We start from the raw sequence: 24,496 nt of genomic DNA, 5'->3' as shown, positions 1-24,496 counted from the left end.
GGGCGGTGGCCCGGCACCCCTCGTCTCACGTCGTGCGGGTGCTCCGTACCGTCGTCGTGCCGCGCGTCACGCGGCGGAGGTGAACACCGGCAGGTAGCCGCCCGACTGGCCGGAGGCGGTGGGGTGGTACGACTCGTAGACGGGGAGGGTGAGGCTGTGCAGCCACGCCGAGCCCGAGCAGAGCTCGTGCCCGGTGAAGGTGCCCCGGACGTCGGCGAAGGCGAAGCCGTGGTCGGCCGCGCGCTTGGCGGTGACGGTGTCGAGGAGGTCGGCCGCGTCGTTGATGGCCCTGCGCTTGGTCTCGCTGAGGCCGATGCAGGTGGTGCCCAGCTTGTAGAAGCGCGGGTAGCCGAGGACGACGACACGGGCCGAGGGGGACCGGGTGCTGATGGCGTTGTAGACGGAGTCGAGCCGCGCGGGCAGCTGGTTGTTGGCGAAGTCCCTGGCCTGGTTGATACGGCTGAGGCAGGTGCTGTCGGAGCTGAGGACACAGGTGGTCATCACGTCGGCGAAGCCGGCGTCGTTGCCGCCGATGCTGATACTGACCAGGGTCGTCGAGGAGTTGAGCGGACCGAGCTGGTTGTTGAGCACGTCGGTGGTGGTCGCTCCGGAACACGCGGTGAAAGAGAACCCGGACGGGCTATGCGCGTTCGCCCACAGCCGGGGGAACGCCTTGCTGCTGCGGTAGCAGCTGCCGCTCGCGCTGTCGTAGCTGCCGGCCCCGACTCCGGCGGAGTACGAGTCGCCGAGGGCCGCGTAGACGGGGCCGGCGGCGTGGGCGGAACCGGCACCGAACAGGGCGAGTGCGGTGGTAAGGAGAAGTGCGGATGCGGCTGACACGAAACGGGACAGTCTCATGGAACCTCCCTTAGCAGGATCTCTGCCGCATCTTTCGTACCGCGCGGTAACACGTTCGGGAAGTGTCCATGCCAAGATTTCTTGACATGGACATTTCTGTCAGTCGAGCGATCACCGCCGTGTGCGCCGAATGTGACGCCGCCTCGACCCAGGGGCTGGTCCCCCAGACGGAGCGCGCCCGCGGGGCACCGGCGGCAACTCCGCCCGAACACGACTCCGTTCGAACACAGCACCCCCTCGGGGCGAACAGTTCGACGGAAATCGCCCACATTATGAGGGCCCGTCACCCCTTCGTGGACGGCGGCTGCTTCTGTTCGCCCCTTCCTTGACGCCCGCGCCCGAATTGAGCGACATTGAACTTCTGCATCCGGCGTTTTGGGGGGCAAAGTCGCCAATGCAACCAACGCGTAGAGACAACGCATCCGGTCACCCGATCGGCAACGAATCACTTCCCTTGCTGGCGGGCGCCGCCGTGGGAGTCGGCGGGGTCGGCGCGGTGCTCGCGCTGGCGGACATCGCCTCGCCCGTCAGGGCACCTTTCACCTTCTTCTTCCTGCTGGCCGCCCCGGCGGCAGCGCTCGCCGGGGCTCTGCGCTCCCTCGACCCGCTGAGCCGGGCGGTGGTGGCGGCCGGCGGCACGATCGTGATCGACCTGCTGGTGGCGCAGGGCCTGCTGGCCCTGCACCTGTGGTCGGTCCGCGGGGGTGTCGCGGTGATCGCGGCGCTGAGCGCCGCACTGTTCCTGCTGCCGCTGCTGCGGCACTCCCTTGCCCGGGCCGAGAGAAGGCGGACTCCGTAAAGTGGACATCACCGTGTACCGCCCCGGCGAGCTCACCGCCGCCGACCGGGCGGAGTGGACCCGCGTGCAGGACCAGGCCGTCGCCTCGGGCAGCCCGCAGTTGGGGAACCCCTTCCTGTCACCCGAGTTCACGCTCGCCGTGGCGCACCACCACCGGGGCGTGCGCATCGCCGTGGTCCGCGAGGACGGCGTCCCGGTCGCCTTCTTCCCGTACCAGCGCTCGGCGGCCGGCGTGGGCCGGGCCGTCGGGCTCGGGCTGTCGGACTGCCAGGGGCTCGTGCACCGGCCGGGCTTCCAGTGGGACGCGCGGGAGCTGCTGCGCGCCTGCGGCCTGGCCGTCTGGGAGTTCGACCACCTGATGGAGGGCCAGAAGCCCTTCGAGGAGGGCGCGACCGGGACGTACCCCTCACCCGTCATGGACGTGGAACACGGGTACGAGGCGTATCTCGGCCATCTTCGCGCGCACTCGCCCAAGTTCCTGCGGACCACGCTCGCCAAGGAGCGCAAACTCGGCCGGGACGTCGGCGAGGTGCGCTACGTGCACGACGAGCGGGACGTCGCGGCGCTGCGGCGGCTGATGGCGTGGAAGTCCGCGCAGTACCGAAGAACCGGGCGCAGCGACCGCTTCGCCCGGCCGTGGATCGTCGAGTTGGTGGAGCACCTCTTCCACACCCGCGCCGAGGGCTTCGCGGGGCAGCTTTCGGTGCTGTACGCGGGAGAGCGGCCGGTCGCGGCGCACTTCGGGATGCGTTCGCCCGCCGTGCTGGCCTGCTGGTTCCCGGCGTACGACACCGAGTTCTCGAAGTTCTCGCCGGGTCTGGTGCTGCACCTGCGGATGGCGGAGGGAGCCGCCGCCGACGGGGTGGCCCAGCTCGACCTGGGCCGCGGCCACAAGGAGTACAAGGAGTCGCTCAAGACGCGGGATCTGGCGGTCTCCGAGGGGTGGGTGACCCGCCGGCATCCGGTCGCGCTCGGACACCGCGCCCGGCGCGCGCCGGTGCGCGCGCTGCGCAACGCGGTGACGGCCCGGCCCGCGCTGCGGGAGCCCGCGGACCGATTCCTCAAGCGTGTGGGACGGTTGCGCGCCGGCGCTCAATAACGGACATTGCCGTACAGGCATGATCAATCAGACGACTCCACGGCAATTTCTTAAAACGGTATTCACTCTGTCAGGTATTGCCATAGGGTCTCAATCCTCAATATTGTCGTACATCCACCCGCGGCGACCTGTCATGCACAGCGGCTCAAGGGGAGGGCCAGAGAGTCGCGACAGGACAACCGCGGGGCGCGGTAGGGGGGTGCCGTGCTCGGTCACCGTCACACGTGTGCCGAGCCGCGAACCGCGCGGCCGGTCACGCATGCCCGTTCACCCGGCCGGCCTGCGCTCGGGACACCGACATGCCTGCCATGCGCGGGGTCCCGGGCGGGGTGAGACCAACCCCCCTTTCGAACCGGACACGCCACAGGGCCGCCCGTGCGGGCGGCCCACCGGACGAGAGGGAAACACGACTCATGAGCTCCTTCCTGCGCCCGGCAGCCACCGGGCAGGCGCAGACCGCCGCGGTCCTGGCGCCTGACCATTTCACGCCGGTCTCCACGCACTTGGCCATCGCTCCGCTGGTCAGCGTGGTCATCCCGGCGATGAACGAGGCGGAGAACCTGCCGCACGTGTTCGCCACCCTGCCGTCCTGGATCCACGAAGTGGTCCTGGTCGACGGGAACTCCACCGACGACACCGTCCGCGTCGCCCGAGAACTGCGGCCCGACGTGCGGATCGTCCCGCAGACCGGCAAGGGCAAGGGGGACGCCCTGATCGCCGGCTTCACCGCCTGCACCGGTGAGATCATCGTCATGGTCGACGCCGACGGGTCGGCGGACGGCTCCGAGATCGTCTCCTACGTCTCCGCCCTGGTCGCCGGCGCGGACTTCGCCAAGGGCTCGCGCTTCGCCAACGGCGGGGGCACCGACGACATGACCCCCATCCGCAAGCTGGGCAACCGCGTGCTGTGCGCCGCCGTCAACGCCAAGTTCGGGGCCCGGTACACCGATCTGTGCTACGGGTACAACGCCTTCTGGCGGCACTGCCTGGACAAGATCACCCTGGACTGCACCGGCTTCGAGGTGGAGACCCTGATGAACATCAGAGTGGTCACGGCCGGTCTGAAGGTCCAGGAGATCCCCAGCCACGAGTACGTGCGCATCCACGGCGCCAGCAACCTGCGCGCGGTCCGCGACGGGTTACGGGTCCTCAAGGTCATCCTCCGGGAGAAGAACGAGCGCCGGGCGGCCCGCCGCGAGGGGGCCCGGTGACCCACGAGGACCTCCTCCGGGTGTCCGTGGTCGTCTGCGCGTACACCGAGGACCGCTGGGAGGACATCCTCGCCGCGGTGGCCTCGGTGCACGCGCAACGCCTCCCGGCCCATGAGGTGCTGCTGGTGGTCGACCACAACCCCGTCCTGCTGGCCCGGCTGACCCGCCGCTACGAGGGCACGGCCGTGCGGGTGCTGCCCAACGCCGGGCCCCGCGGCCTGTCCGCCGGCCGCAACACCGGTATCGCCGCGTCGCGGGGCGAGGTCGTCGCGTTCCTCGACGACGACGCCGTCGCCGAACGCGACTGGCTGCACTGGTTCGCCGACGCCTACCGGGACCCGCTGGTCATGGGCGTCGGAGGGCGCACCCGCCCGGTGTGGGCCTCGGGGCGCCGGCCGCGCTGGTTCCCCGAGGAGTTCGACTGGGTGGTCGGCGCCTCCTACCGCGGGCAGCCCGCCGGCCGCGCCAGGGTCCGCAACGTGCTCGGCGGCAACGCCTCGTTCCGGCGGATCGCCTTCGACATCGCCGGGGGCTTCGCCACCGGCATCGGCCGGGACGGCGACCGGCGCCCACTGGGCTGCGAGGAGACCGAGTTCTGCATCCGGCTCGCCCAGGCCAAGCCGGGCAGCGTGCTGCTCGTCGACGACCGCGCCGTGATCTGGCACCGCGTCCCCGAGGCCCGGGAGCGCTTCGGCTACTTCCGCACCCGCTGCTACGCCGAGGGCCTGTCGAAGGCCCTGGTCACCCGGAGCGTCGGCACGGACGCCGGACTCGAGACCGAACGGCGGTACGCCACCCGTGTCCTGCCCGCCGGTGCGGCCCGCGGGCTGCGCGACGCCCTCCGCGGGCGTCCCGGCGGCGCGGGCCGGGCAGGCGCGATCGTCGCCGGCGTCGCGACGACGGCGACGGGCTACGCCGTCGCCAGGTTCCGCACCCGAGGGGAGGCCGGCCCGGCATGAGACCGAGCGCCGCGTCCCCGTCCGACCACAACGCACCGGGAGGTGCCGTCGCATGACCGAGCCGGCCGGGCAGGGGAGCGGTCCCGTGCCGATCCTGATGTACCACGCCGTCACCGACACGCCCGCGCCCGCCACACGCGGGCTGTCGGTGACCCCCGCCGCCCTCGCCGGGCAGATGACGCTGCTCGGCGCACGCGGCTTCACCCCACTCGGCACGGCGGAGCTGGCCGAGGCGTGGCGCACGGGGCGGCCGCTGCCGCGCCGCCCCGTGCTGATCACCTTCGACGACGGCTACGAGGGCGTGCACCGGCACGCCCTCCCGGTGCTGAAGGGCCTCGGCTTCCCGGCGACGCTCTTCGTCTCCACCGGCTGGCTGCGCGGGCCGTACGAGCTGCCGGGCGCCGCGCCGGACGCCATGCTCGATTGGGACCAGGTGCGCGAACTGGCCGCCACCGGCGTGGAGATCGGGGGCCACAGCCACTCCCATCCCCAGCTGGACCAGCTCGGCGACGAACGCCTCTGGTTCGAGGTGCTGCGCTGCAAGGAGGTCCTCCGCGACGAACTCGGCGCGGCGCCGGTGTCCTTCGCCTACCCGTACGGCTACTCCAGCCGTCGCGTACGGCGTGCCGTGCGCTTCGCGGGGTTCACCTCGGCCCTCGCCGTCGGCAACGCCCTCGCGGACCGCCGCCGCCAGGCGCCGTACGCCCTGGCCCGGGTGACCGTGCGCCGCAGCACCGGGATCGAGGAGTTCGAGCGGCTGGTCGAGGGCCGGGCCGTCGCACGCAACTTCGCCGGGGACCGGGCGCTGACCAAGGGGTACGCCCTGGTCCGCAGAGCCCGCCGGTGCCTGCGGAAGGTGCACGAGACCCGTGTCTGAGACGACCGCCACCACGAGCACGACCCCCGCAAACCCCGAGGCCACCGCCCCGCCGCCGCCCGCCGCCACCGGCGGCGGCCCCGTCGGCGGCGGCGCGGGCGGCGGCGCGTCCGCCCGGCGCGGCGGCAACCAGCTGTTCCGCAACGCGTACGCGCTGATGCTCAACACCGGTGTCTCCGCGGTCCTGGGCCTGGGCTACTGGCTCGTCGCCGCGCGCTACTACACCGAGGACGCGGTCGGCCAGGGCTCGGCGGCGATCGCCGCGATGAAGTTCCTCGCCGGGCTCACCGCCGTGACGCTCACCGGGGCGCTGGCCCGCTACATCCCGGTCTCGGGGCGCCGCACCGGCCGGCTGATCTTCGGTACGTACGCCGGGAGTTCGGCCGTCGTGGCCCTCGCGGCGGCGGTCTTCCTGCTGACCCTGGACTTCTGGGGCCCCTCGTACCGGTTCCTGCACGGGCCCGTCAACGGGCTCGGCTTCCTCGCGGCGGTCGTCGGCTGGTCGCTGCTGACCCTGCAGGACGGGGTGCTGACCGGACTGCGCAGCGCGGTGTGGGTGCCGGTGGGCAACACCGTGTTCTCGGCGGCCAAGCTGGCGCTGCTGGTGGGCATCGCCGCGGCCGTGCCGACGGCGGGGGTCTTCGTCTCGTGGGTCGCCGCGATCGCCCTGTCGGTCGTGCCGCTCGGCTGGCTGGTCTTCCGGCGGCTGGTGCCCCGGCACGTCAAGGCCACCGAGGGCAGCACCGAACCGCCCCGGCCGCGCGAGATGCGGCGCTTCGTCGCGGGGGACGCGACCGGCTCCTTCTTCGCCCTCGCCGTGGTGTACCTGGTGCCGGTGATCGTGGCCTCGCAGATCAGCTCCGCGGACAACGCGTACTTCTACATCACGATGACGATAGGCGGCACGATCGACCTGCTGGCGATCAACATGGGTTCCTCGCTGACCGTCGAGGGCGCGCACGACCCCTCGCGGATCGCCGAGAACTGCCGGGCCGCCCTGCGCCGGATGGCCAGGATCATGGTCCCGATCGCCCTGTTCATGCTCGTCTTCGCCCCGCAGATCCTCGGCGTCTTCGGCGAGGGCTACGCGCGGGAGGGCGCGCCGCTGCTGCGGCTGCTGGCGCTCTGCTCGCTGACCCGGGTCCTGATCGAGGTCTACTTCGGCATCCTGCGCGCCCAGAGCCGCACCGGCCTGCTCGCCCTCCTGCAGGGCCTGCTGTGCGTCCTGGTGCTGGGGCTCACCCTCGCGCTGCTGGGCCCGCTGGGCATCACCGGCGCTGGCTGGGCCGAGCTGGGCAGCCTGGTCGTCATCGCGGTGGTCTCGCTGGTCGGGCTGCGCAGGCTGATGTCCGGAGCGTCCGGCGCCACCGCCGGAACCGGGACCCCGCCGGACGGACCGGCCGGCACCGCACCGCAGGCGGCCACGGCTGCGAAGGCGGCGAAGGCGGCCGAGGCGGAGGGCGCCGGTGAGGACCTGGAGATCGTCTACGGCACGCGCTGGGCGCGCGCCGCCGCCCTGGACAGCGACACGCTGCGGCTCGGCGTGCGCATGGACTTCGACCATCCCGAACGGCGCCCGTACGTGACGCCGCCGCAGGGCACCGCCGTACCACCGGCTTTGCCACCGGCCGCGACGGCGCTCCCGGGGCCGTCGTCGTCCGCCGGGCCGCGGGATCCGGGCCCGCCGGCGCTGCCGCCGCCGGAGGAGGGACGGCGCGGCCGCGCCATGCTGCTCGAACTCGGGGTGTGGGGGCTGCTGCTGGGCGCGCTCGGGCTGTACTGGCTTCCCCTGCGTGGCATGGACGACGCCTCGCTGGACGCCATGAACGGACTCGGCCTGATCTCCGTCCTGCCACCTGCGACACTGGCCGGCGCTGCGCTGCTCGTCCTGACGTTCGTCTGCGGCCTGTGGCTGCCGGGGCGCCGGCCGTGGCTCCTGGCCGCCGTCCTGCTGGCGACCGTGGCGTCCCTGCACGCCGTCCCGGCCGTGCTGGAGGAACAGCCGCGGTTCGCGACGGCCTGGCAGCACGCGGGCTTCATCGACTACATCGGCCGGACCGGGGACGCCGCGCCCGACATGGACGCCCGGTTCTCGTGGCCCGGCTTCTTCGCGGCGGTCACGCTCGTCGCCTCGGCCTGCGGGGTCACCGACCTCACCGAGGTGCTGCGCTGGTGGCCCACGGCCGTCCAGTTGCTCTCCCTGGCCCCGCTGGCGCTGCTGCTGCGCTCGGTGCGGGCCGGCCGGCGGGCCAAGTGGTGCGCGGCGTGGCTGTTCGCGCTGTGCGGCTGGGTGGGGCAGGACTACTTCTCCCCGCAGTCCGCCAACTATCTGCTGTACCTGACGTTCGTCGCCGTGCTCCTGGTGTGGTTCCGTGCCGCCGGCCCGCCCGCGGGAAGGCTCATCCCCGGCGAGGCCGACGTACCGCCGGTGGGCCGGAGCGACCGGGCGCTGCTGCTGGCACTGCTGGTGGGGCTGTTCGCCGCCTCCGTCGTCAGCCACCAGCTCACTCCGTTCGTCATGCTCGGCGTGCTCACGGTGCTGGTGCTCGTCCGCCGCTCGACGCCGCGCGGGCTGCCGCTGTTGTGCGGGGTACTGCTGCTCGGGTGGATCTGCTTCGTCGCCGAACCGTACTGGTCGGGTCACTTCGACGAGCTGTTCGGCGGCATGGGCTCGCTCGGCGGCAACGTCTCCTCCAGCGTGTCCGGGCGCATCGAGGGCGGCAGCACCGTCCACAAGCTGGTGCTGTACGTGCGGGTGGCCCTGGCCGGCGCGGTCATGGCGCTGGCGGTGCTGGGATGGCTGCGCCGCCGCTGGGCGGGGATCGGCGACCGGGCGCTGCTGGTGCTGCTGGTCGTGCCCTTCCTGGGCTTCGGCATGCAGTCCTACGGCGGCGAAATGGCGCTGCGGGTGTTCCTCTTCGCCCTGCCCGGAGCCTGTGTGCTCGGGGCGCTGGCGATCTTCCCGCGCAGCTCCTCGGACCGCGGTTGGCGCGGGCCCGTCGCCGCGCTGCTCGCCGGCTGGGTGCTCATCGCGGGCTTCCTCGTGGCGCGCTGGGGCAACGAGTCCTTCGAGCGGGTCCGCACGGGCGAGGTCGCGGCCATGGAGTACGTGTACGAGCACGACAGGCCCACGGCGCGGGTGGTCTGGCTCAGCACCGACCCCGTGGACGACGTCACGCCCAGCCTGCCGTGGAACGCCCGCGACATGGAGCGCGTGACATACGTGCCGGTGCTCGCCCCGCGCGACCCGGTGCTGGTCGGTCCGCTGGTCGAGGCGCTGCGCGACGCCGGGCCCAACTCCTACCTGATGGTGTCGCGCGGGCAGAACACCTATCTGCAGCTCGACGCGGGCTTCTCGGCGACCTGGCCGGACAAGCTGCTGCGCTCCCTCGACACGCGCCCCGAGCTTCGGCCGGTGCTGCGCGACGAGGACGCGACGCTCTACGAGCTGCGGGAGCAGCCCAGCGACTGGGCGGTACCGGAGCCACGGCCGGGACGCGTCTTCCCGGTCGTCACCTGGAACACCTGGACGGCGGCGGGCGTGCTGGCCGGGGTGGCGCTGCTGGTGCTGCTCGGCGCCCGCGAGCTGGCCCGTGCCACGGTGCCCGAGGTGCTGCGGCGGCGCGGCATGCGGATCTCGCTGCTCGCGGCGGTGCCGCTGCTGCTGGTGTTCCTGGCGGCCACGGTCGTGAGGTTCCTGACCCTGCACTGACCGGACGTGCCCCCGCCGGCAGCGGCGGGGGCACGCCGGGGGAACACCTGTCCGGGCTGCCGCGTTCTCGTGGCAGGAGTGAAGGAGGTGGCCCGATGACCGAGGACCAGCGCCCCGACGAGGCCGCACAGGACGAGGCCGCGCAGTCCCGCCGTGCCCGGTTCGGGAAGCTGCCGGACCGGATACGCCCGGAGGACACCTTCGTGGAGACCCCGGCCACTGCCCCGGCCACCGCGAGGGACACCTTCAACCCGGACGAGTGGCTGATCCGCAACGTGGGCTGACCGTGGCGTTCCGCGTGTCCCGGGGCTGTCGCGCCGTCTCACGCCCGGAGGGCGCGAGACGGCGCGACAGCCGAACCACCCACGCCACCGCCACCAACCCCACCCGCCGACTAACCGCGGCGCAGCCAGCGGATGCCGTACGCGGGGAGGTCGAAGGAGCGGCCGTCGACCTCGGCGCCGATCGTGCGGCCGAGGGTGTTGACGACCAGGACGGTGCGGTCGTCGGCGAGGACGCGGACGTTGGGCCGGTCCTCGTCCGCGACGGGGACGTCACGGAAGCGGGTGCCCGGCGGGAAGGCGGCGGCGAAGCGCCGGAGCAGGTCCATCATCGGCAGTTGCTCACCTCCGCCCGAGGCGAGTTCGGTGCTGGTCCACAGGCAGCCGGGGCAGGTGCGGCCGCGTTCCTGGGGGTTCCAGTAGAAGGCGGTGTCGGCGCCGCCGCGGGCGAGCTCCATCATCGCGGTGGCCTGCACGGCGGTGCGGTGGCGCTCGTCCCAGCCGGCGGTGCCGTCGTCGGGCTCCACGTACCACTCGGCCCACCACAGGGGCAGCCCGCCGCTGCGTTCCCTGAGCCAGCGGCCGACCGCCGCGAACTTCTCGGTGGCGGCGAACTCGTCGGGCCGCATGCGGTCGTCGCGGCTGGTGCTGGAGCCGTCGGCGACGATGAAGTCGGCGCCGGCCTTGTGCTCCAGCCAGTAGTCGACGGCGTCCAGGACCCGACGGTCGGCGGCGCCCCAGGGGCCCTTGAGGGTGGCGGAGGCGTCGCCGTTGCCGTCGTCGCCCGGGGCGAAGCTGTCCATGACGAGGTAGGGGCCGCCGACGAGGTTGCCGGGGTTCACCTGCTTCAGGGCCCGGAAGACCCGGTTGTAGAGGTCGGTGTAGCCCTCGTAGTCCCAGCGCTGCCGCCCGTCGTTCCAGAAGCCCTTGAACTCGTTCCAGACGATGAAGTGCCGCACGTCCGGGTAGCGGCGGGCCACGGTGGCCGCGAGCGCGGCGAAGTCGTCGAAGTGCGCGCGGTCGGGGGCCACCTCGAGCCGCGACCAGTCCGTCGTCCCGGCCTTGCCGCCCTTCATCCAGTCCGGGGCGCAGCACAGGGTGATGACGGGCGTGCCGCCGCTGGCGCGGACCAGGTCGACACGGTCGTCGAGCTCCCCGAAGTCGTAGGTCCCGGGCGAGGGTTCGGGGTTGTCGGCGCCCCAGCCCATGATCGCCTGGTTCTGCGGCAGCGGGCGCGTCGACAGCAGCCGCTCCGCGGACCGCTTGGCCGTGCTGCCGCCGTGGTCCGCGCTGTACTCGGTGTGGGTCAGTCCGAAGCCCAGCCCGGTCGTGGGCCTGCCGGTGGGCACGGTCGAGGGACCGTGCACTCCGCCCCCCGCGCCGCCGCTGCCGCGCGCGGTGCTGCCCGCGCCGCCCCCGAGATCGCACATCGCCAGCAGGAGGACCAGGGCGGCCACACCGATGCCCAGGAGCACGGTGACCCCTCGCCGCCCCGCCCCCGGCAACCCCATACGCACGTTCGCATGACGTCCCATCACCCGCCAGGGTAACCGCCCTGATGCCCGGATCGGGCCGGTTTCACCGGCCGTTCAGGGTTTCCGGAGGATTCCGCCACTCCGCAAAAACCCGGTGCGAATGCGGACCTTGTGCCGGATCATGAGCGGCATGCCCGACGCAACGCCCCCGCATCGCGCCCTGTCCATCCGTCTCGGCATGAACGACGACGACTCGCCGTCCGACGCCGTCGACGCCCTGTTCCTCAGCCGCTTCGTCACCGGCGAGCAGCCCTACTCGTGCGGTGCCTCCCTCGACCGGGTCAAGTCGGGGCTGACGCTCGTCCCGGGCGGCGGATCGGTGCTGCGCTCCGCGCGGGACAAGGACCGCGGCGCGACCCTCGCCGAGGGTGAGGGCTGGACGATCCTCGTCTCGCGCTGGCACCGCCGGGCCGACGTGACGGTGACGGCGGTCAGCGAGGAGCTGGCGCAGCGCGTCCTGGCCGAGGCCGTCGAGGACGCCGAGGACCAGCCGGAAGCGCAGCCCGACGACGTGACCATGGGTTTCTGGTACGTCGCCCCGCGCCGCGGGCCGCACCGCATCACGCGGCAGATCAGCGCCGCCCCCTGGGACGACGTACGGGGCAACTACACGGCGCCGGTGGCCGATGCCATGGACGGGCTGATGAAGCTCACCGCCGACGACGTCAGCGGCCGGCTGCTGCTCCTGCACGGCCCGCCCGGCACCGGCAAGACCTCCGCGCTGCGCACGCTGGCCCGTGCGTGGCGCGACTGGTGCCAGGTGGACTGCGTCCTCGACCCCGAGGTGCTCTTCAACGACGTCGGCTACCTGATGGAGATCGCCATCGGCGAGGACGATGCCGAAGGGCCGGGCCGCTGGCGGCTGCTGCTCCTGGAGGATTGCGACGAGCTCATCCGCGGCCAGGCCAAGCACCAGACCGGCCAGGCGCTGTCCCGGCTGCTCAACCTCACCGACGGCCTGCTCGGCCAGGGCCGCAACGTCCTGGTCGGCATCACCACCAACGAGGACCTGGAGCGGCTGCACCCGGCGGTGGTCCGCCCCGGCCGCTGCCTGGCCCGGATCGAGGTGGGCCCGCTGACCCGCGCCGAGGCGACCGGCTGGCTCGGCACGTCCGAGGGCATCGGCCGGGACGGCGCCACGCTCGCCGAGTTGTACGCGCTGCGCCGCGCCGCCTCCTCCTCCGGCGGCACCGCGCTCCCCCACCAGACGACCCCGGCCTCCGCCTCCGGAGGCCTCTACCTCTGATGGCCGGGGGTCCCCCGGCGCGAGGGGGAGGATACGCACCCGCGCCCCGGCCGAAGTACGGCGCGGCCGCCGCCCGCGGTCGCACGGCTGCTGGGACCACCTGTACGCGGCGACACTGTGGCCGCTGCACGGCGCCGACCTGGGGACGCTGCTGCGTACCTGCCACGCGGCCGGCGCGTGCCTGGTCGTCCCCCGCTTCCCCTGGGTGCCGGAGGCGCTCGCTCGCGGCAACGCCCTGCGGCGGCCCGCCTGCGTCCACCGGACTCGGCGATCCTCCGGGCCCGCTGCGGCGGCAGCGCGAGCGCGGGGCGCACGTCGTCGGCGTCGAACTGGCCGACGAGGCCGTACGGCTGGCGGACCTGCCGGCCGCGCGGCGCGCCACGGTCGTCGTGCCGGGGCACGAGCAGCAGGGCATCCCGCCGGAGGCACTCGACCTGCTCGACCTCGCCGTCGAGATCCCCATGGTGGGCACGGGCGCCGGCCTCAACGTCGCGGTAGCCGGCTCGCCGGCGCTCTACAAGCCGGCCGGACTGCTGTGAGCGGGGCGGGCTACGCCTCGTACGCGGCGCGCAGGGCCTCCCCTACGGCGGCCTCGGCGGCGGTCCGGTCGAGACCGAGGCGCCGGACGCGCTGGGCGTAGGCGGACGCGGCGGCGGCCGCCTCCCGGGCGGCGGCGTCGCCCGCGGCCGCGACGAAGGTGCCGTTGCGGCCGCGGGTCTCGATCACGCCGTCCGTCTCCAGGGCGCGGTAGGCCTTGGCCACGGTGTTCGCCGCCAGCCCGAGGTCGTCGGCGAGCCCGCGGACGGTCGGCAGCCGGTAGCCGACCGGGAGGGCGCCGGAACGCGCCTGGTCCGCGATCTGCTCGCGCAGTTGCTCGTAGGGCGCGGTGGCCGCGTCGGGCCTGACGGTGATCTTGAGGCTCACGGTGAGTCGTCCTCCCGGCGGGACGGATCGGCGCTGTTTGTCGCGGCCATTGTGCTGCACGCGCCGGCCGCGAGGGTGACGGCGCGGCCGGGCCCCGCCGGGTCGTGGGCGATCGTGTCGCCGGGCTCGTGCAGGTGCAGCACGAAGCGCTCGCCCGCCCGGTACGCCTCCAGGCCGGCCCTGCAGTAGGCCACCATGTCGTCCGGCAGCGCCTCCAGGGGGAACCAGCCGAGCTCCGAGCACTTCTCCGGCTCGCGGTTGACCGGTTCGTGGACCCCGCCGTCCGCCTCGAAGAACCAGCCGATGCGCTCGCCCCCGCCGGGCGCGCGGTGCTGCATGACGAGGGCGACGGAGAGGTCCGCCGGCCGCAACGCGACACCCACCTCCTCGTGGGCCTCGCGGATAACGGCGGTCAGGACGTCCTCGCCGTCCTCGACGTGGCCGGAGGGGGCGTGCAGCAGACCGTCGGCGTATCCGGTGTCGAGCCGGCGGCCGAGCAGGACCTCGTCGCCGCGGCGCAGGACGAGGTGGACGTCGACGATCTCCGTGTGCCTGCGGGGCTGCTTGATCCGCACGACCGCGGCGTAGCGCTCGTCGTGTACCGGGCGGCCCCACAGCGCGGTGTCGTGGGCGAGCTGCTCGACCTGGGTGTGCTCGGCGAGCGGCCGTACCATCACGGCCAGTTCGGCGGCGCCGATGCCCACGGGCTCCGACTCCCCCCAGCGGCCCTCGACCAGCACCAGGCGTCCGCCGCGGCGCAGCAGCCGGGCCCAGCGTCGCAGCGCCGCCACCGGGTCGGGGAGCGCCCACAGCAGGTGCCGGACGAGCACCACGTCGAACCGGCCCTCCGCGACGGGCGGTTCGGCCGCGTCCCCGAGCAGGACGCGGGCCCCGGTACCGGCCAGCTTCGCGCGGGCCAGCGCGGCCATCCGCGGTGAACGGTCGACGGCGGTCACCCGGTGCCCCTGCTCGGCGGCGAGCCGCGCGAGGCTGCCCGTACCGCAGCCGAGGTCGAGCACGTCCGCCGGGGCGCCCGGCAGCCACCCCCGCAGCCGCGCCCCCCACGCCTCCCGCACGGCGGGCTCCCGCAGGCCGTGGTCCGGCTCCTCGTCGAAGCGGTCGGCCACGGTGTCCCAGTACACGTCACTGCTGAGTTCGCCCACCCCGTGATCCTTCCACCCCCCACTGACAACGCCCCGCGTCTCCCCGTGCGGGACCCGGTGGGCGCGGCCCGCGTGCGGCGCGGGACGCGGCTCGCGGGGGGCGTCAGCTCAGGCCCAGGTTCCGGTAGCGGGTGCGGCGGGCCGCGAGGCGGACGGCACGGGGCCGGGTGCGGAGGGCCGCGAGTTCCGCGCCCAGGACGGCGCCGAGGCGGCCGAGGAACGCCTCGGACTCGTCCGCCGCGTCGGGCGCCTCCTCCACCACGCGGTCGACGATCCCGTGCGCGGCCAGGTCCGCCGAGCGCACCCCCTGGCGCCCGGCCACCTCGTACGCCCGCTCCGTCGTCCGGTACAGGATCGCGGAGGCCCCTTCGGGCGGCAGCGGGGAGAGCCACGCGTGCCGCGCCGCGACCACCCGGTCCGCGGGCAGCAGCGCGAGCGCGCCCCCGCCGGCGCCCTGCCCGAGCAGCAGGCACAGCGTGGGCGCGGGCACGGTCATCAGGTCGGCGAGGGAGCGGGCGATCTCGCCCGCCAGGCCGCCCTCCTCGGCCTCCCGGGACAGCGCGGCACCCGCGGTGTCGACGACGGACAGCAGGGGCAGGTCCAGTTCCGCCGCGATGCCCATGCCGCGGCGGGCGACCCGCAGGCCGGCCGGGCCGAGCGCGGGAGGGCGCCCGTCGCCGGTCTCCCGCCGGTCGTGGCCGAGGACGACGCAGGGCGTGCCGCCGATCCGGGCGAGCGCGAGCAGGAGTCCGGGGTCCCGCTCCCCCGCGCCGGTGCCGCTGAGCGGGGTCACGTCGCGGGCGGCCACGGCCAGCAGGGCGCGCAGCCCGGGCCGTTCGGGCCGCCGGGAGCGCCGGATGGACTCCTCGGCCGTGGGGACGGGCACGGCCGGGGCGTGCACGGGCTCGGCCCCTGCGGGGTCCGGAGCGCCCGCCGTGTCGCCGCACAGCACCCCGAGGGCGCGTGCCGCGGCGTCCGCGAGCCCCCCGGAGGGCAGGACCGCGTCGACGATGCCGTTGGCCAGCAGGTTCTCCGCGACCTGGACGCCGGGCGGGAACTCCTCGCCGTACAGGGCCTCGTGGACCCGGGGGCCGAGGAAGCCGATGAGCGCGCCGGGTTCGGCGGCGGTGACGTGCCCGAGGGAACCCCAGGAGGCGAGGACCCCGCCCGTGGTCGGGTGCCGCAGATGGACCAGGTACGGCAGGCCCGCGGCCTTGTGGTCGGTGATGGCCGCCGTGACCTTGACCATCTGCAGGAACGCGATGGTGCCCTCCTGCATCCGCGTCCCGCCCGAGGCGGGCGAGGCCAGCAGCGGCAGCCGGTCGCGGGTGGCCCGTTCGACGGCCCGTACGAGGCGTTCGCCCGCGGCGACGCCGATCGAGCCGCCCAGGAAGCGGAACTCGCCCGCGACGACGGCGACCCGGCGGCCGCGGATCCGGCCCTCGCCGGTGACGACCGACTCGTCGAGCCCGGTGCGCTCACGTGCCCGGGCGAGGTCGGCGCGGTACCCGGGGTCGTCGAGATACCCGGGCAGAGCGGTCACGGGCTCGTCCCAGCCGTGCCAGGTGCCGGGGTCGACGACGGCGTCGATGAGCTCCAGGGCGGCCGCGCGGCGGCGCGTCGGTTCGGTCATGGCGTCACCCTAGGCTGCCCGCCGAGGCCCGTGGCCAGGGCCAACACCTCACGGAACACGGGGCGGAGGTCACTCGAACGGCCCAACTCCATCACGGCCCGGGGGTCGTTGTGGGGATGTGGTCACAGTCGATCCCCAGAACGCGCCGGGTGCGCCGTCCGGGAGTGAGGTCCCCCGGACGGTCCCGGCGCCCATCCGCCGCAGCCGTCCGTACCGCCCGATGGAGGGCGTCCCCCTCGGGGAATGGGTCTTCGTCCCGGGAACGGCGGGATTCTTCGGTCGGAGTTCGGACGCCTACATCGAGCGCGGCGAGGAGCACATTCCACTCGTGTACTGCTCTTCGGAACTGGAACAGTTCGCCGACGAAATGCTCGGGATCGAGGGGGATTTCACCCGCCGCTGCTCCGGTATCGATCTGGATGCGAGGTATTAGGGCGTGCATTCCCCGTATCCCCCGCCCACGCCCGGCCCCGACAGGAATTCCTTCATGCCGCCTTTGCAGGACCGTTTCCGCTTCGAGAACGACGTGCCGTACGAGGACCACCTCAACGGACAGACCATTTACAGTCCCCGCCAGGCCCCGGACGACACCTCGGGGAACGGCGTCTTCTCCGCCCCGGACTACGAGGTCCTGAACGGGGTGTGGACGTCCGAGGAGGAATTGGCCCAGCTCCTCGAACCCCCTTTGCTGGACGACGTGGACGAGGACGAGGAGGACGACGTCTTCGCCGCGCCCTCCCCGGAGGCCGCGACCCACGAACTGCCGCTCACCCGGCACCGGCACCGCAGGATCCGCCGGGCGGCGCTGCGGCAGAAGGCGGCCCGGACCCAGACGCTCAGCTTCGTCGTCGCGGCGGTCGCGGCCACCATCGTGGCCATGGTGAGCGTGCTCGGCGGGATGGTCGCCCACGACCCGTTGCGCCACATCGCCGCCACCAACGGGGCGTCGGGGCTGGCGGGCTGGTGGCCGCTGCTGGTCTACGGCCCCTGGATGGTGGCCTCGTTGTCGATCCTGCGGGCCGCGCTGCACCAGCGCCGCGCCCCGCACTCCTGGGCGGTCGTGCTGCTCTTCTCGGCCTTCGCGATCCTGTTCTGCGTCGCCTCCGCCCCCCGGACGATCACCGACTGGACCGTCGCCAGCCTCCCCGCCATCGCGGCGCTGTCCTGCTTCCACCAGCTCGTGCGGCAGATCACCCTCACCCACCCGCCGCGCCGCACCTCCCGCAGCCGGCACTCCTCCTGACGCGGCGCCCCCTCCCCGGCCCGTCGACCGGGCCGGGGCCGTGGCGGGCCGGCCGCCCCCGGGTCCGGTGGGGTCCGCGCTCCGGCGGCGCGCCCCGCATCCTCAGCTCCTGCTTAGCGATGCCTTAACGCCGCCATAAAGATCGCCCGCAGGTCCTCCGAACAGGGGTTCCGCCCCGGCGGCGCGGCTAGCGTGCTGGTTCGCCGATGCCCGTCGGCGCCGCGCACGGGGGCGGCTCCGACGGGGTCCCGGCACGCCACGCCCGGGCCACCGCCGAAGGAGAACCCCACCATGACCGCACGCCGCAGGGCCGCCCTGGCCGCCGTCCTCGGGATCGGACCGCTCGCACTGACCGGACTGGCAGCGGGACCGGCGGGCGCGCACGGCACCATGGGCGGCCCGGTCAGCCGGGTGCTGACCTGCTACGCGGAGAACCCCGAGAACCCGGCGTCGGCGGCCTGCCGGGCGGCGGTCGCGGCGGGCGGCACGCAGGCCTTCTACGACTGGAACGGGGTGCGCATCGGCGACGCGGCCGGGCGGCACCGTCAGCTGATACCGGACGGCAGGCTCTGCAGCGCGGGCGACGAGGAGTTCAAGGCGCTGGACCTGGCACGGGCCGACTGGCCGGCGACGCGGATGGCGCCGGGACGGCAGGACCTGGCGTACCGCGTGACGGCCCGCCACAAGGGCTCGTTCGAGCTGTACATGACGAAGGCGGGGTACGACCCGTCGAGGCCGCTGACGTGGTCGGACCTGGACGCGCGGCCCTTCGCGAAGGTCACCGACCCTCAGGTACGGGACGGCAGTTACGTCCTGCCGGTGGACGTGCCGGCCAGGGCGGGGCGCCAGCTGATCTACACGATCTGGCAGCGCTCGGACAGCCCGGAGGCCTTCTACTCCTGCTCGGACGTGGTCTTCGGCGCGGACACCGGCAAGGCCCCCAAAACGCCCGCCGCGCCCGCGACCTCGGCCCCCGCCACGACAGGGGCCCCCGACGCGGCCACGACCGCCCCCGCGCCCACCGCCTCCGTGCCGGACGACGCGCGGATCGCCGCCGGGGCGGACCGGTCGACAGTGCGCCACCACCACGCGCAGACCGCCGCGGACGGCTCGGCGAGCCCGCTCGCGGAGCCGTCCGCGACGGCGGAGACGTCCCCGTCCGGCGCGGACCTCGCGGAGACCGGGAGCAGCAGCACCGGCACGACCTCGCTGATGGCGGCGGGGGCCGCCGCCGTCTCGCTCGGTGCGTCGGTGCTGCTGCTCGTCGCCCGCAGGCGCCGGGCGGGGAACGTCAGCTGAGGCCGTTCGGCTGCGGGTAACGTCAGCTGAAGACGTCCCCGCAGTCGGTCGCCTTGGCGTGCGCCGGGTCGAGGGCGTTGGCCGTCTCGTGGAACACGATGCGGTCGGTCAGCCCGGCGAGGACGTGCTCGGACAGGTCGAGCGGGCACAGGTCCTGCAGCACCACGTTGCGGACGTCGGGGCCGGACAGGAACTGCGAGGTGTACGGCGTCACGACCTCGTCGTACTTGGTCGCGATCACCGTGTAGCGGACGCCGGGCAGGGTGTCGCCGCCGGCGTTCAGCTGGGTGAGGAAGGCCGATCCGGCCATCTGGTCGGTCAGTCCCTGCGGGCTGAGGCGCTCGATGGCCTCGGCCGCCCCGGGGAAGTAGGGCAGCAGCTTGAGCAGCCCGCCCAGGTCGGTCCCGTGGTTGCTGGGCGCGATGCCGACGAGCGCGTTCACCTTGGGGGCACCGCCCAGGAACTTCATGTAGTAGCGCGGCATCATGCCGCCCTGGGAGTGCCCGACGATGTCGACCTTGCCCGCGCCGGTGGACGCGAGGACCCGGTCGACGTAGTCGGCGAGCTGCCGGGAGGACGCGGTGATGGGGCCGAGCCCGTGGAAGAAGGGCACACCGGGCAGTTGGCCGTAGTCGAGGGAGTAGACGCAGTAGCCCCGCTTGACCAGGTAGGGCGCGAGGCCGAGCCAGTTGTCGATGGAGTTGCCGAGGGTGCCGTGGACGAGGACGACGGGCCGCGGGTGGGCGGCGGACGGCTTGCAGGACCAGTTGTTCCAGCCGCTGCTCGCGGTGGCGGTGGTCGAGGCGTTGACGGTCGCGGCGGCCTTGGCGCCGGACGCGGGGGCCTTCGCCAGTGCGGTGGTGGTGGTGTCCGCCAGGACGGGGGTGGCGAAGAGGGCGGCGGTGAGAGTCAGCGCGGAGAGGAGCCGGAGCGCTGATCGCGGTCTGATGGGCAGCATCGAGCGATCTCCTCGCAGGTGGGGGAAGGACTGGCTCCCGTGCACCCTGTGATCCGGATCACTGGATTGCTGAGCTGCCGTCAATTTACGGAGGAGTAACAAACGTCGCCAGCTACCGGTCGGTAAAGAATTCATCACGTCGGCTTCACGCCGATGTGGTAATGGGGCGTCAGGCCGCACCCGACAGCGCCGCGGGCATCAGTGCCCGCGGGCCGAAGCGGGCCCGCGCCCGGTCCGCGACCGCCTCGATCCGGCGCGCCTTCTCGTCCCCCGGGTCCAGGCTGAGCTGCAGCGTCGCGAGGCCGGCGTCCGTCAGCCCCTCCGCGCGCAGCGCGAGTCCGCGCACCCGGGCGCGCTGCAGGCCCAGCCCCTCGTAGAGCCGGTACGCGGCATCGGCGAGGGCGGCGCCGTGGCCGCTCGGTTCGGCCAGCGCGCGGGTGCGGGTGGTCGTGGAGCGGTCCGCGTAGCGGACGGTGAGGGTCAGTGAGCGCGCGACCCGGCCCGACGCGCGCAGCGAGGAGCCCAGTTCCTCGGTGAGCGACAGCAGGGCGCGGCGGTGCCGCACCGGGTCCAGCTCGTCGTGCCCGAAGCGGCGTTCGGCTCCGGCCGAGCGGGCAGGGGCGTTCGGGACCACCGGGGCCGGGTCGATGCCGCGGGCCCGCTCGTGCGTCCTGCGGCCCACCGCGGCGCCCAGGATCCGCTGCAGGGTGCTCAGGGGCGCGGCCGCCACCCGTCCCACGGTGTCCAGGCCGTACGTGCCCAACTGCCGCGCCGTCGCGGGGCCGACGCCGTACAGCGCCGCCACCGGGCGCTCGGCGAGGAAGGCCGCCACGGCCGCGGGGTCGGTGGGCGCCGCGCGCACCGCGCCCTCCGGTCCGCCCTGTGCCGCCATCCGGGCGAGCAGCGGGTTCGGTCCTACGCCGATCGTGCAGTCCACGCCGTGGAGCGCGAGCAGCCGCACCCGCAGCAGCGTGGCCAGTTCCGCGGCGTCGCGCCCGAAGTAGCGCAGCGCCCCGCGGACGTCGGCGAGCGCGGCGTCGGGCGGCAGCGCTTGGACGACGGGGGTGAAGCCGCCGAGCAGCGCGAGGAGTCGCCCGTACAGCGCCTCGGCGGCGTGGAAGTGCACGTACAGCACGTGCAGGTCGTCCGTCATCGTCCCGCGCTCCCCGGGCTGGAGTGCCACAGCTTGCGGCCGGTCGGAGCGCCCTCGCCCGCGGGCCGCAGATCGGCCCAGGGGTGCATCTCGTAACCGGTGGACATCCGGACCCGGCGGCCCTCGGGCGGGGGCGCGGGGAGGCCGGCGGGTTCGCCCGGGGTGTTCGCCAGGCGTGCCGCGACCGCCTCCAGGCCGCCCTCCTTGCGCAGTTCGACCAGCTCGGCCAGGTTCCATGCGGCGGCGCCGACGACGGACAGGCTCTGCGGTCCGCGGCGCTGGACCACCCCGCGGACCAGCAGCAGCCAGGAGTGGAAGACGGTGTGGGCGCAGGCCTCGTGGCTGTCGTCGAAGAAGGCGAGGTCGACCAGGCCGGTGCCGTCGTCGAGGGTGGTGAAGACGACGCGGCGCCCGGAGCGGATGGGCGGGGTCTGGGTGGCCGCCTTGGCCCCGGCCACCAGCACGGTCTCGCCGTGCCGCACCTCGCGCAGCCGGTTCGCCGGGATCGCGCCCAGCTCCTCCAGGAAGGCGAGGTGGTCGTCCATCAGGTGGCGGGAGGCGTCCATGCCGAGGACGCCGAGTTCGGCGCCGAGCCGTTCGCCGTCGTCCATGTCGGGCAGGCCGATCGGCGCGAACGCCGGCTCGCCCGCCCCCGCGGTCAGGGTGAGCTGGCCGTCGTACGCGGAGGCCCGGCCCTGCCGGTGCACTTCGGCGACCTGGAGCAGCATGTCGCGGCGGTTGTCCCCGAAGGGGTCCAGCGCGCCGACCTGGACCAGGCGTTCGGCGGCGGCGCGGCCCGGGCGGGCACGCTCCCACAGGTCCTGGAGGGAGGAGTAGGGCTGTCCGGCGGTGATCCGGGCGACCTCGGCCTCGCTGATGCCGTGGACCTCGGAGAGCGCGAGCCGCAGCCCCCACACCTCCGCACCGTCCCCCTCTCCGGACACCGGTTCGACTCGATAGGTCGCGCCCGACCGGTTGACGTCCAGCGGCAGCACCGGCACCCCGCGCCGCCGGGCGTCCGCGAGCAGCAGCCGCTTGGGGTACATCCCGGGGTCGTGGGTGAGCACCCCGGCGTAGAAGGCCGCCGGGTGGTGCGCCTTGAGCCAGGCGGACTGGTAGGTCGGCACGGCGAAGGCGACGGCGTGCGCCTTGCAGAAGCCGTACGCGCCGAAGGCCGAGACGATCTCCCAGGTGCGCCGGATGACCTCGCGGGAGTAGCCGCGTTCCCGGGCCGCGTCCGCGAACCAGGCCCGCAGCCGCCCCTGCCGGGTCTCGTCCGACAGCGCCCGCCGGGCCTCGTCGGCGAAGCCCCGGTCGCAGCCGGTCATGACGCACATGATGCCGATGAGCTGTTCGTGGAAGACGACGACCCCGTGGGTCTCGCGCAGCACGGGCTCCAGGTCGGGATGCGGGTAGTGGACGGGCGTGCGGCCGTGCCGGGCCTCGATGAAGGGCCGCACCATGTCGGCGGCGACCGGCCCGGGTCGGAAGAGGGAGATGTCCACGACCAGGTCGTGGAAGGTGGCCGGCTGCAGCCGCCCCACCAGGTCGCGCTGGCCCGGGGACTCGATCTGGAAGCAGCCCAGCGTCTCGGCGGAGCGGACCAGTTCGTACGTCGCGGGGTCGCCCTGCGGTATCCGGTCCAGGTCGATCCGGCCGCCGCCGGTCCGTTCCACCTCGTCCAGGGTGTGCGCCATCGCGGACTGCATGCGCACCCCGAGCACGTCGAGCTTGAGCAGCCCGAGGTCCTCGACGTCGTCCTTGTCGAACTGCGACATGGGGAAGCCCTCGCCGCTGGTCGGCACGACCGGTGTGCGGTCCAGCAGCCCGGCGTCCGACAGCAGCACCCCGCAGGGGTGCATGGCGACCCCGCGCGGCAGCGCGTCCAGCGCCTCGACCAGCTCCCACAGCCGGCCGTGGTCCTCCCCCGCCACCTGCCGCAGCTCGGGCAGTTCGGCGAGCGCGGCCCGCGCGTCGCGGGCCCGGATGTGCGGGAAGGCCTTGGCCAGCCGGTCGGTCTGCTCCGGGTCCATCCCGAGGGCGGCGCCCACGTCGCGCACCGCGTGCCGGACGCGGTAGGTCTCGGGCATGGCGACGGTGGCGACCCGCTCACCGCCGAAGCGGTCCAGGATGCGCCGGTAGACCTCCAGCCGGCGGGCGGACTCCACGTCGATGTCGATGTCGGGCAGGGAGGCGCGCCTGCCGGACAGGAAGCGTTCCATGAGCAGGTCGTGCTCGACGGGGTCGGCGGCGGCGATGCCCAGCAGGTGGTTGACGAGCGAGCCGGCGCCCGAGCCGCGCGCGGCCACCCTGATGCCCATCTCCCGCACGTCGGCGACCACCTGGCCGACGGTGAGGAAGTACGAGGCGAAGCCGAGCCCCTCGATGATCCGCAGTTCGTGGTCGAGCCGCGCCCAGTACTCCGGGTCCCGGTCGTGGCCCTCCCGGACCATCCCGGCGGCGCAGTGGGAGCGCAGCACGCGGTCGGCGGTGCGTGCGCCGGCGCCGACGACCTCCGGTTCGGGGAAGTGCACCTGCCCGAGCCCCAGGTCCTCCTCCGGGTCGACGGCGCAGCCCGCGGCGGTCTCCTCGGTGGCCCGCAGCAGCCGGCGGGCGTCGCCTCGGGTGTAACCGGCCGCCTCCATGACCCGCTCGGCGGTGCGCGCCATGTCACCGGAGTCCTTCAGCCAGCGCTCGCCGCTGTCCAGGCCCCCCGCGTCGCGCACGTCGACGGGCACCAGGCGGCGTGCCGAGTCCAGGACGTCGGCCACCTCCCCCTGGCCGGGGTCGGCATAGCGGACGGCATTGGTCAGCACCGGGACGACGCCCTGCTCGACGGCGAAACCGACGGTGCGGGCGGCGAGTCGCAGCGAGCCGTACCCGGTGCCGGTGCGGCCGTGGTGCACGGCCTCCAGGCGCAGCGCGTCCCCGTACACCTCGCGCCAGGGGCGCAGCAGCCTGGCGGCCCGGTCGGGACGTCCGGCCGCCAGCGCGCGGCCGACCTCGGAGTCCGCGCCGAGCAGCACGTACAGCCCCTCCCGCCCCAGGTCCTCCCAGCCGATGCCGCCGTCGGTGTGGGCGGCGCTGACCAGCCGGCACAGCGCGCCCCAGCCCCGGCCGTCCCGGGCGAGGAACACCGCCCGGTCGGTCGCCTCCGGCACGAAGGCCCCGCCGCGCACCGGGGTACGCCGGCGGGCGGGCGGCGGGCCGGCCTGCGGGACGGCGCCCTCCCCCGCGTACGCCGCAGGCACCGCCAGGGAGGCCCCGAACAGCGGCCGCACCCCGGCCCGCGCGCACGCCTTGGCGAAGCGCACCACCCCGGCGACCGTGTCCCGGTCGGTCAGCGCCAGCGCGTCCATCCCCCGTTCGGCGGCGCGCTCGGCGAGCCGCTCGGGGTGCGAGGCCCCGTACCGCAGCGAGAAGCCGGAGACGGTGTGCAGGTGCGTGAATCCCGCCATACGCACCTCCGACCGCTCACGCCTCCCCCGTTCCGAACCCTCTGCCACCCACCATAGACCACTTGTCGAACACATGTACGAAGACGCG

Annotated in this window: 20 protein-coding genes; 12 read left to right on the top strand and 8 right to left on the bottom strand. The window is 74.0% G+C overall.

Features of this window, described 5'->3' with window-relative positions; genetic code table 11:
- Positions 1-66: 66 nt before the first annotated feature.
- Positions 67-858, bottom strand: coding sequence for an SGNH/GDSL hydrolase family protein (locus OIE69_RS30745; protein WP_326577317.1), 792 nt, complete (start codon positions 856-858; stop codon positions 67-69).
- 454 nt (positions 859-1,312) lie between these two features.
- Between OIE69_RS30745 and OIE69_RS30740 the strand changes: the two genes are divergently transcribed.
- The 7 genes from OIE69_RS30740 (at position 1,313) to OIE69_RS30710 (ending at position 9,799) form a co-directional block, all read left to right on the top strand.
- Complete coding sequence (locus tag OIE69_RS30740) at positions 1,313-1,657, top strand: hypothetical protein (RefSeq protein ID WP_326577315.1); 345 nt, start codon at positions 1,313-1,315, stop codon at positions 1,655-1,657.
- Between the two features lies 1 nt (position 1,658).
- Complete coding sequence (locus OIE69_RS30735) at positions 1,659-2,756, top strand: GNAT family N-acetyltransferase (RefSeq protein WP_326577313.1); 1,098 nt, start codon at positions 1,659-1,661, stop codon at positions 2,754-2,756.
- 413 nt (positions 2,757-3,169) lie between these two features.
- Positions 3,170-3,967 (top strand): glycosyltransferase family 2 protein, encoded by a 798-nt coding sequence (locus tag OIE69_RS30730; RefSeq protein WP_326577311.1) that lies wholly within the window; start codon positions 3,170-3,172, stop codon positions 3,965-3,967.
- Positions 3,964-4,926 carry a glycosyltransferase family 2 protein gene (locus OIE69_RS30725; RefSeq protein WP_326577309.1) on the top strand — a complete coding sequence of 321 codons (963 nt, stop codon included), beginning with the start codon at positions 3,964-3,966 and terminating at the stop codon, positions 4,924-4,926. Before OIE69_RS30730 ends, OIE69_RS30725 begins: the two co-directional genes overlap by 4 nt.
- A 52-nt stretch (positions 4,927-4,978) precedes the next feature.
- A complete protein-coding gene (locus tag OIE69_RS30720; RefSeq protein WP_326577307.1) occupies positions 4,979-5,803 on the top strand; it encodes a polysaccharide deacetylase family protein in 825 nt (274 codons plus the stop codon).
- The gene (locus OIE69_RS30715; protein WP_392567588.1) at positions 5,796-9,515 is read left to right on the top strand and encodes a lipopolysaccharide biosynthesis protein; all 3,720 of its coding nucleotides are present in this window, start codon (positions 5,796-5,798) and stop codon (positions 9,513-9,515) included. The genes OIE69_RS30720 and OIE69_RS30715 overlap by 8 nt, the downstream gene beginning before the upstream one ends.
- 95 nt (positions 9,516-9,610) lie before the next feature.
- Complete coding sequence (locus tag OIE69_RS30710; RefSeq protein ID WP_326577305.1) at positions 9,611-9,799, top strand: hypothetical protein; 189 nt, start codon at positions 9,611-9,613, stop codon at positions 9,797-9,799.
- Positions 9,800-9,909: 110 nt separating this feature from the next.
- On the opposite strand, the gene OIE69_RS30705 is transcribed toward OIE69_RS30710, so the two are convergent.
- The gene (locus tag OIE69_RS30705) at positions 9,910-11,331 is read right to left on the bottom strand and encodes a xylan 1,4-beta-xylosidase (RefSeq protein WP_392567587.1); all 1,422 of its coding nucleotides are present in this window, start codon (positions 11,329-11,331) and stop codon (positions 9,910-9,912) included.
- A 130-nt stretch (positions 11,332-11,461) separates the two neighbouring features.
- Here OIE69_RS30705 and OIE69_RS30700 point away from each other — a divergent pair, with 130 nt between their 5' ends.
- The gene (locus OIE69_RS30700) at positions 11,462-12,577 is read left to right on the top strand and encodes a DUF5925 domain-containing protein (RefSeq protein ID WP_018558960.1); all 1,116 of its coding nucleotides are present in this window, start codon (positions 11,462-11,464) and stop codon (positions 12,575-12,577) included.
- Positions 12,577-13,116 (top strand): TrmH family RNA methyltransferase, encoded by a 540-nt coding sequence (locus OIE69_RS30695; protein ID WP_326577302.1) that lies wholly within the window; start codon positions 12,577-12,579, stop codon positions 13,114-13,116. The genes OIE69_RS30700 and OIE69_RS30695 overlap by 1 nt, the downstream gene beginning before the upstream one ends.
- A gap of 10 nt (positions 13,117-13,126) precedes the next feature.
- Here the strand turns inward: OIE69_RS30695 and OIE69_RS30690 are convergent, their stop codons facing one another.
- The 3 genes from OIE69_RS30690 to OIE69_RS30680 all read right to left on the bottom strand — a co-directional run bounded on the left by OIE69_RS30690 (position 13,127) and on the right by OIE69_RS30680 (position 16,297).
- Positions 13,127-13,501 carry a GntR family transcriptional regulator gene (locus OIE69_RS30690; protein ID WP_326577300.1) on the bottom strand — a complete coding sequence of 125 codons (375 nt, stop codon included), beginning with the start codon at positions 13,499-13,501 and terminating at the stop codon, positions 13,127-13,129.
- Positions 13,498-14,664, bottom strand: a complete 1,167-nt coding sequence (locus OIE69_RS30685) for a methyltransferase domain-containing protein (protein WP_326577298.1) — start codon at positions 14,662-14,664, stop codon at positions 13,498-13,500. Before OIE69_RS30685 ends, OIE69_RS30690 begins: the two co-directional genes overlap by 4 nt.
- A 103-nt stretch (positions 14,665-14,767) precedes the next feature.
- Complete coding sequence (locus tag OIE69_RS30680) at positions 14,768-16,297, bottom strand: carboxyl transferase domain-containing protein (protein ID WP_326577296.1); 1,530 nt, start codon at positions 16,295-16,297, stop codon at positions 14,768-14,770.
- A 220-nt stretch (positions 16,298-16,517) separates the two neighbouring features.
- Between OIE69_RS30680 and OIE69_RS30675 the strand changes: the two genes are divergently transcribed.
- From OIE69_RS30675 to OIE69_RS30665, 3 genes are all read left to right on the top strand, one after another.
- The gene (locus OIE69_RS30675) at positions 16,518-16,730 is read left to right on the top strand and encodes a hypothetical protein (RefSeq protein WP_326577294.1); all 213 of its coding nucleotides are present in this window, start codon (positions 16,518-16,520) and stop codon (positions 16,728-16,730) included.
- Between the two features lie 54 nt (positions 16,731-16,784).
- On the top strand, positions 16,785-17,540 hold the full coding sequence (locus OIE69_RS30670) for a DUF2637 domain-containing protein (RefSeq protein ID WP_326577292.1): 756 nt from the start codon (positions 16,785-16,787) through the stop codon (positions 17,538-17,540).
- Between the two features lie 291 nt (positions 17,541-17,831).
- Complete coding sequence (locus OIE69_RS30665) at positions 17,832-18,839, top strand: lytic polysaccharide monooxygenase auxiliary activity family 9 protein (protein ID WP_326577290.1); 1,008 nt, start codon at positions 17,832-17,834, stop codon at positions 18,837-18,839.
- A gap of 22 nt (positions 18,840-18,861) precedes the next feature.
- Here the strand turns inward: OIE69_RS30665 and OIE69_RS30660 are convergent, their stop codons facing one another.
- From OIE69_RS30660 to OIE69_RS30650, 3 genes are all read right to left on the bottom strand, one after another.
- Positions 18,862-19,797: an esterase/lipase family protein gene (locus OIE69_RS30660; protein WP_326577288.1), complete on the bottom strand. Its 936-nt coding sequence runs from the start codon at positions 19,795-19,797 to the stop codon at positions 18,862-18,864.
- A 169-nt stretch (positions 19,798-19,966) separates the two neighbouring features.
- Positions 19,967-20,950, bottom strand: a complete 984-nt coding sequence (locus tag OIE69_RS30655; protein ID WP_326577286.1) for a DNA polymerase Y family protein — start codon at positions 20,948-20,950, stop codon at positions 19,967-19,969.
- A complete protein-coding gene (locus OIE69_RS30650; protein WP_326577285.1) occupies positions 20,947-24,408 on the bottom strand; it encodes a DNA polymerase III subunit alpha in 3,462 nt (1,153 codons plus the stop codon). The genes OIE69_RS30655 and OIE69_RS30650 overlap by 4 nt, the downstream gene beginning before the upstream one ends.
- Positions 24,409-24,496 lie beyond the last annotated feature (88 nt).

Source organism: Actinacidiphila glaucinigra, from assembly GCF_035918135.1.
GTDB lineage: Bacteria > Actinomycetota > Actinomycetes > Streptomycetales > Streptomycetaceae > Actinacidiphila > Actinacidiphila glaucinigra.
This window is presented reverse-complemented; position numbering and strand designations above follow the sequence as displayed.

Bases quoted from the DNA above. Each gene is read 5' to 3' on its own strand.
- OIE69_RS30745 (WP_326577317.1), bottom strand. From the start codon at position 858: ATGAGACTGTCCCGTTTCGTGTCAGCCGCATCCGCACTTCTCCTTACC.
- OIE69_RS30730 (WP_326577311.1), top strand. From the start codon at position 3,170: ATGAGCTCCTTCCTGCGCCCGGCAGCCACCGGGCAGGCGCAGACCGCC.
- OIE69_RS30720 (WP_326577307.1), top strand. From the start codon at position 4,979: ATGACCGAGCCGGCCGGGCAGGGGAGCGGTCCCGTGCCGATCCTGATG.
- OIE69_RS30710 (WP_326577305.1), top strand. From the start codon at position 9,611: ATGACCGAGGACCAGCGCCCCGACGAGGCCGCACAGGACGAGGCCGCG.
- OIE69_RS30705 (WP_392567587.1), bottom strand. From the start codon at position 11,331: ATGGGACGTCATGCGAACGTGCGTATGGGGTTGCCGGGGGCGGGGCGG.
- OIE69_RS30700 (WP_018558960.1), top strand. From the start codon at position 11,462: ATGCCCGACGCAACGCCCCCGCATCGCGCCCTGTCCATCCGTCTCGGC.
- OIE69_RS30695 (WP_326577302.1), top strand. From the start codon at position 12,577: ATGGCCGGGGGTCCCCCGGCGCGAGGGGGAGGATACGCACCCGCGCCC.
- OIE69_RS30680 (WP_326577296.1), bottom strand. From the start codon at position 16,297: ATGACCGAACCGACGCGCCGCCGCGCGGCCGCCCTGGAGCTCATCGAC.
- OIE69_RS30675 (WP_326577294.1), top strand. From the start codon at position 16,518: ATGGAGGGCGTCCCCCTCGGGGAATGGGTCTTCGTCCCGGGAACGGCG.
- OIE69_RS30670 (WP_326577292.1), top strand. From the start codon at position 16,785: ATGCCGCCTTTGCAGGACCGTTTCCGCTTCGAGAACGACGTGCCGTAC.
- OIE69_RS30665 (WP_326577290.1), top strand. From the start codon at position 17,832: ATGACCGCACGCCGCAGGGCCGCCCTGGCCGCCGTCCTCGGGATCGGA.
- OIE69_RS30660 (WP_326577288.1), bottom strand. From the start codon at position 19,797: ATGCTGCCCATCAGACCGCGATCAGCGCTCCGGCTCCTCTCCGCGCTG.
- OIE69_RS30655 (WP_326577286.1), bottom strand. From the start codon at position 20,950: ATGACGGACGACCTGCACGTGCTGTACGTGCACTTCCACGCCGCCGAG.
- OIE69_RS30650 (WP_326577285.1), bottom strand. From the start codon at position 24,408: ATGGCGGGATTCACGCACCTGCACACCGTCTCCGGCTTCTCGCTGCGG.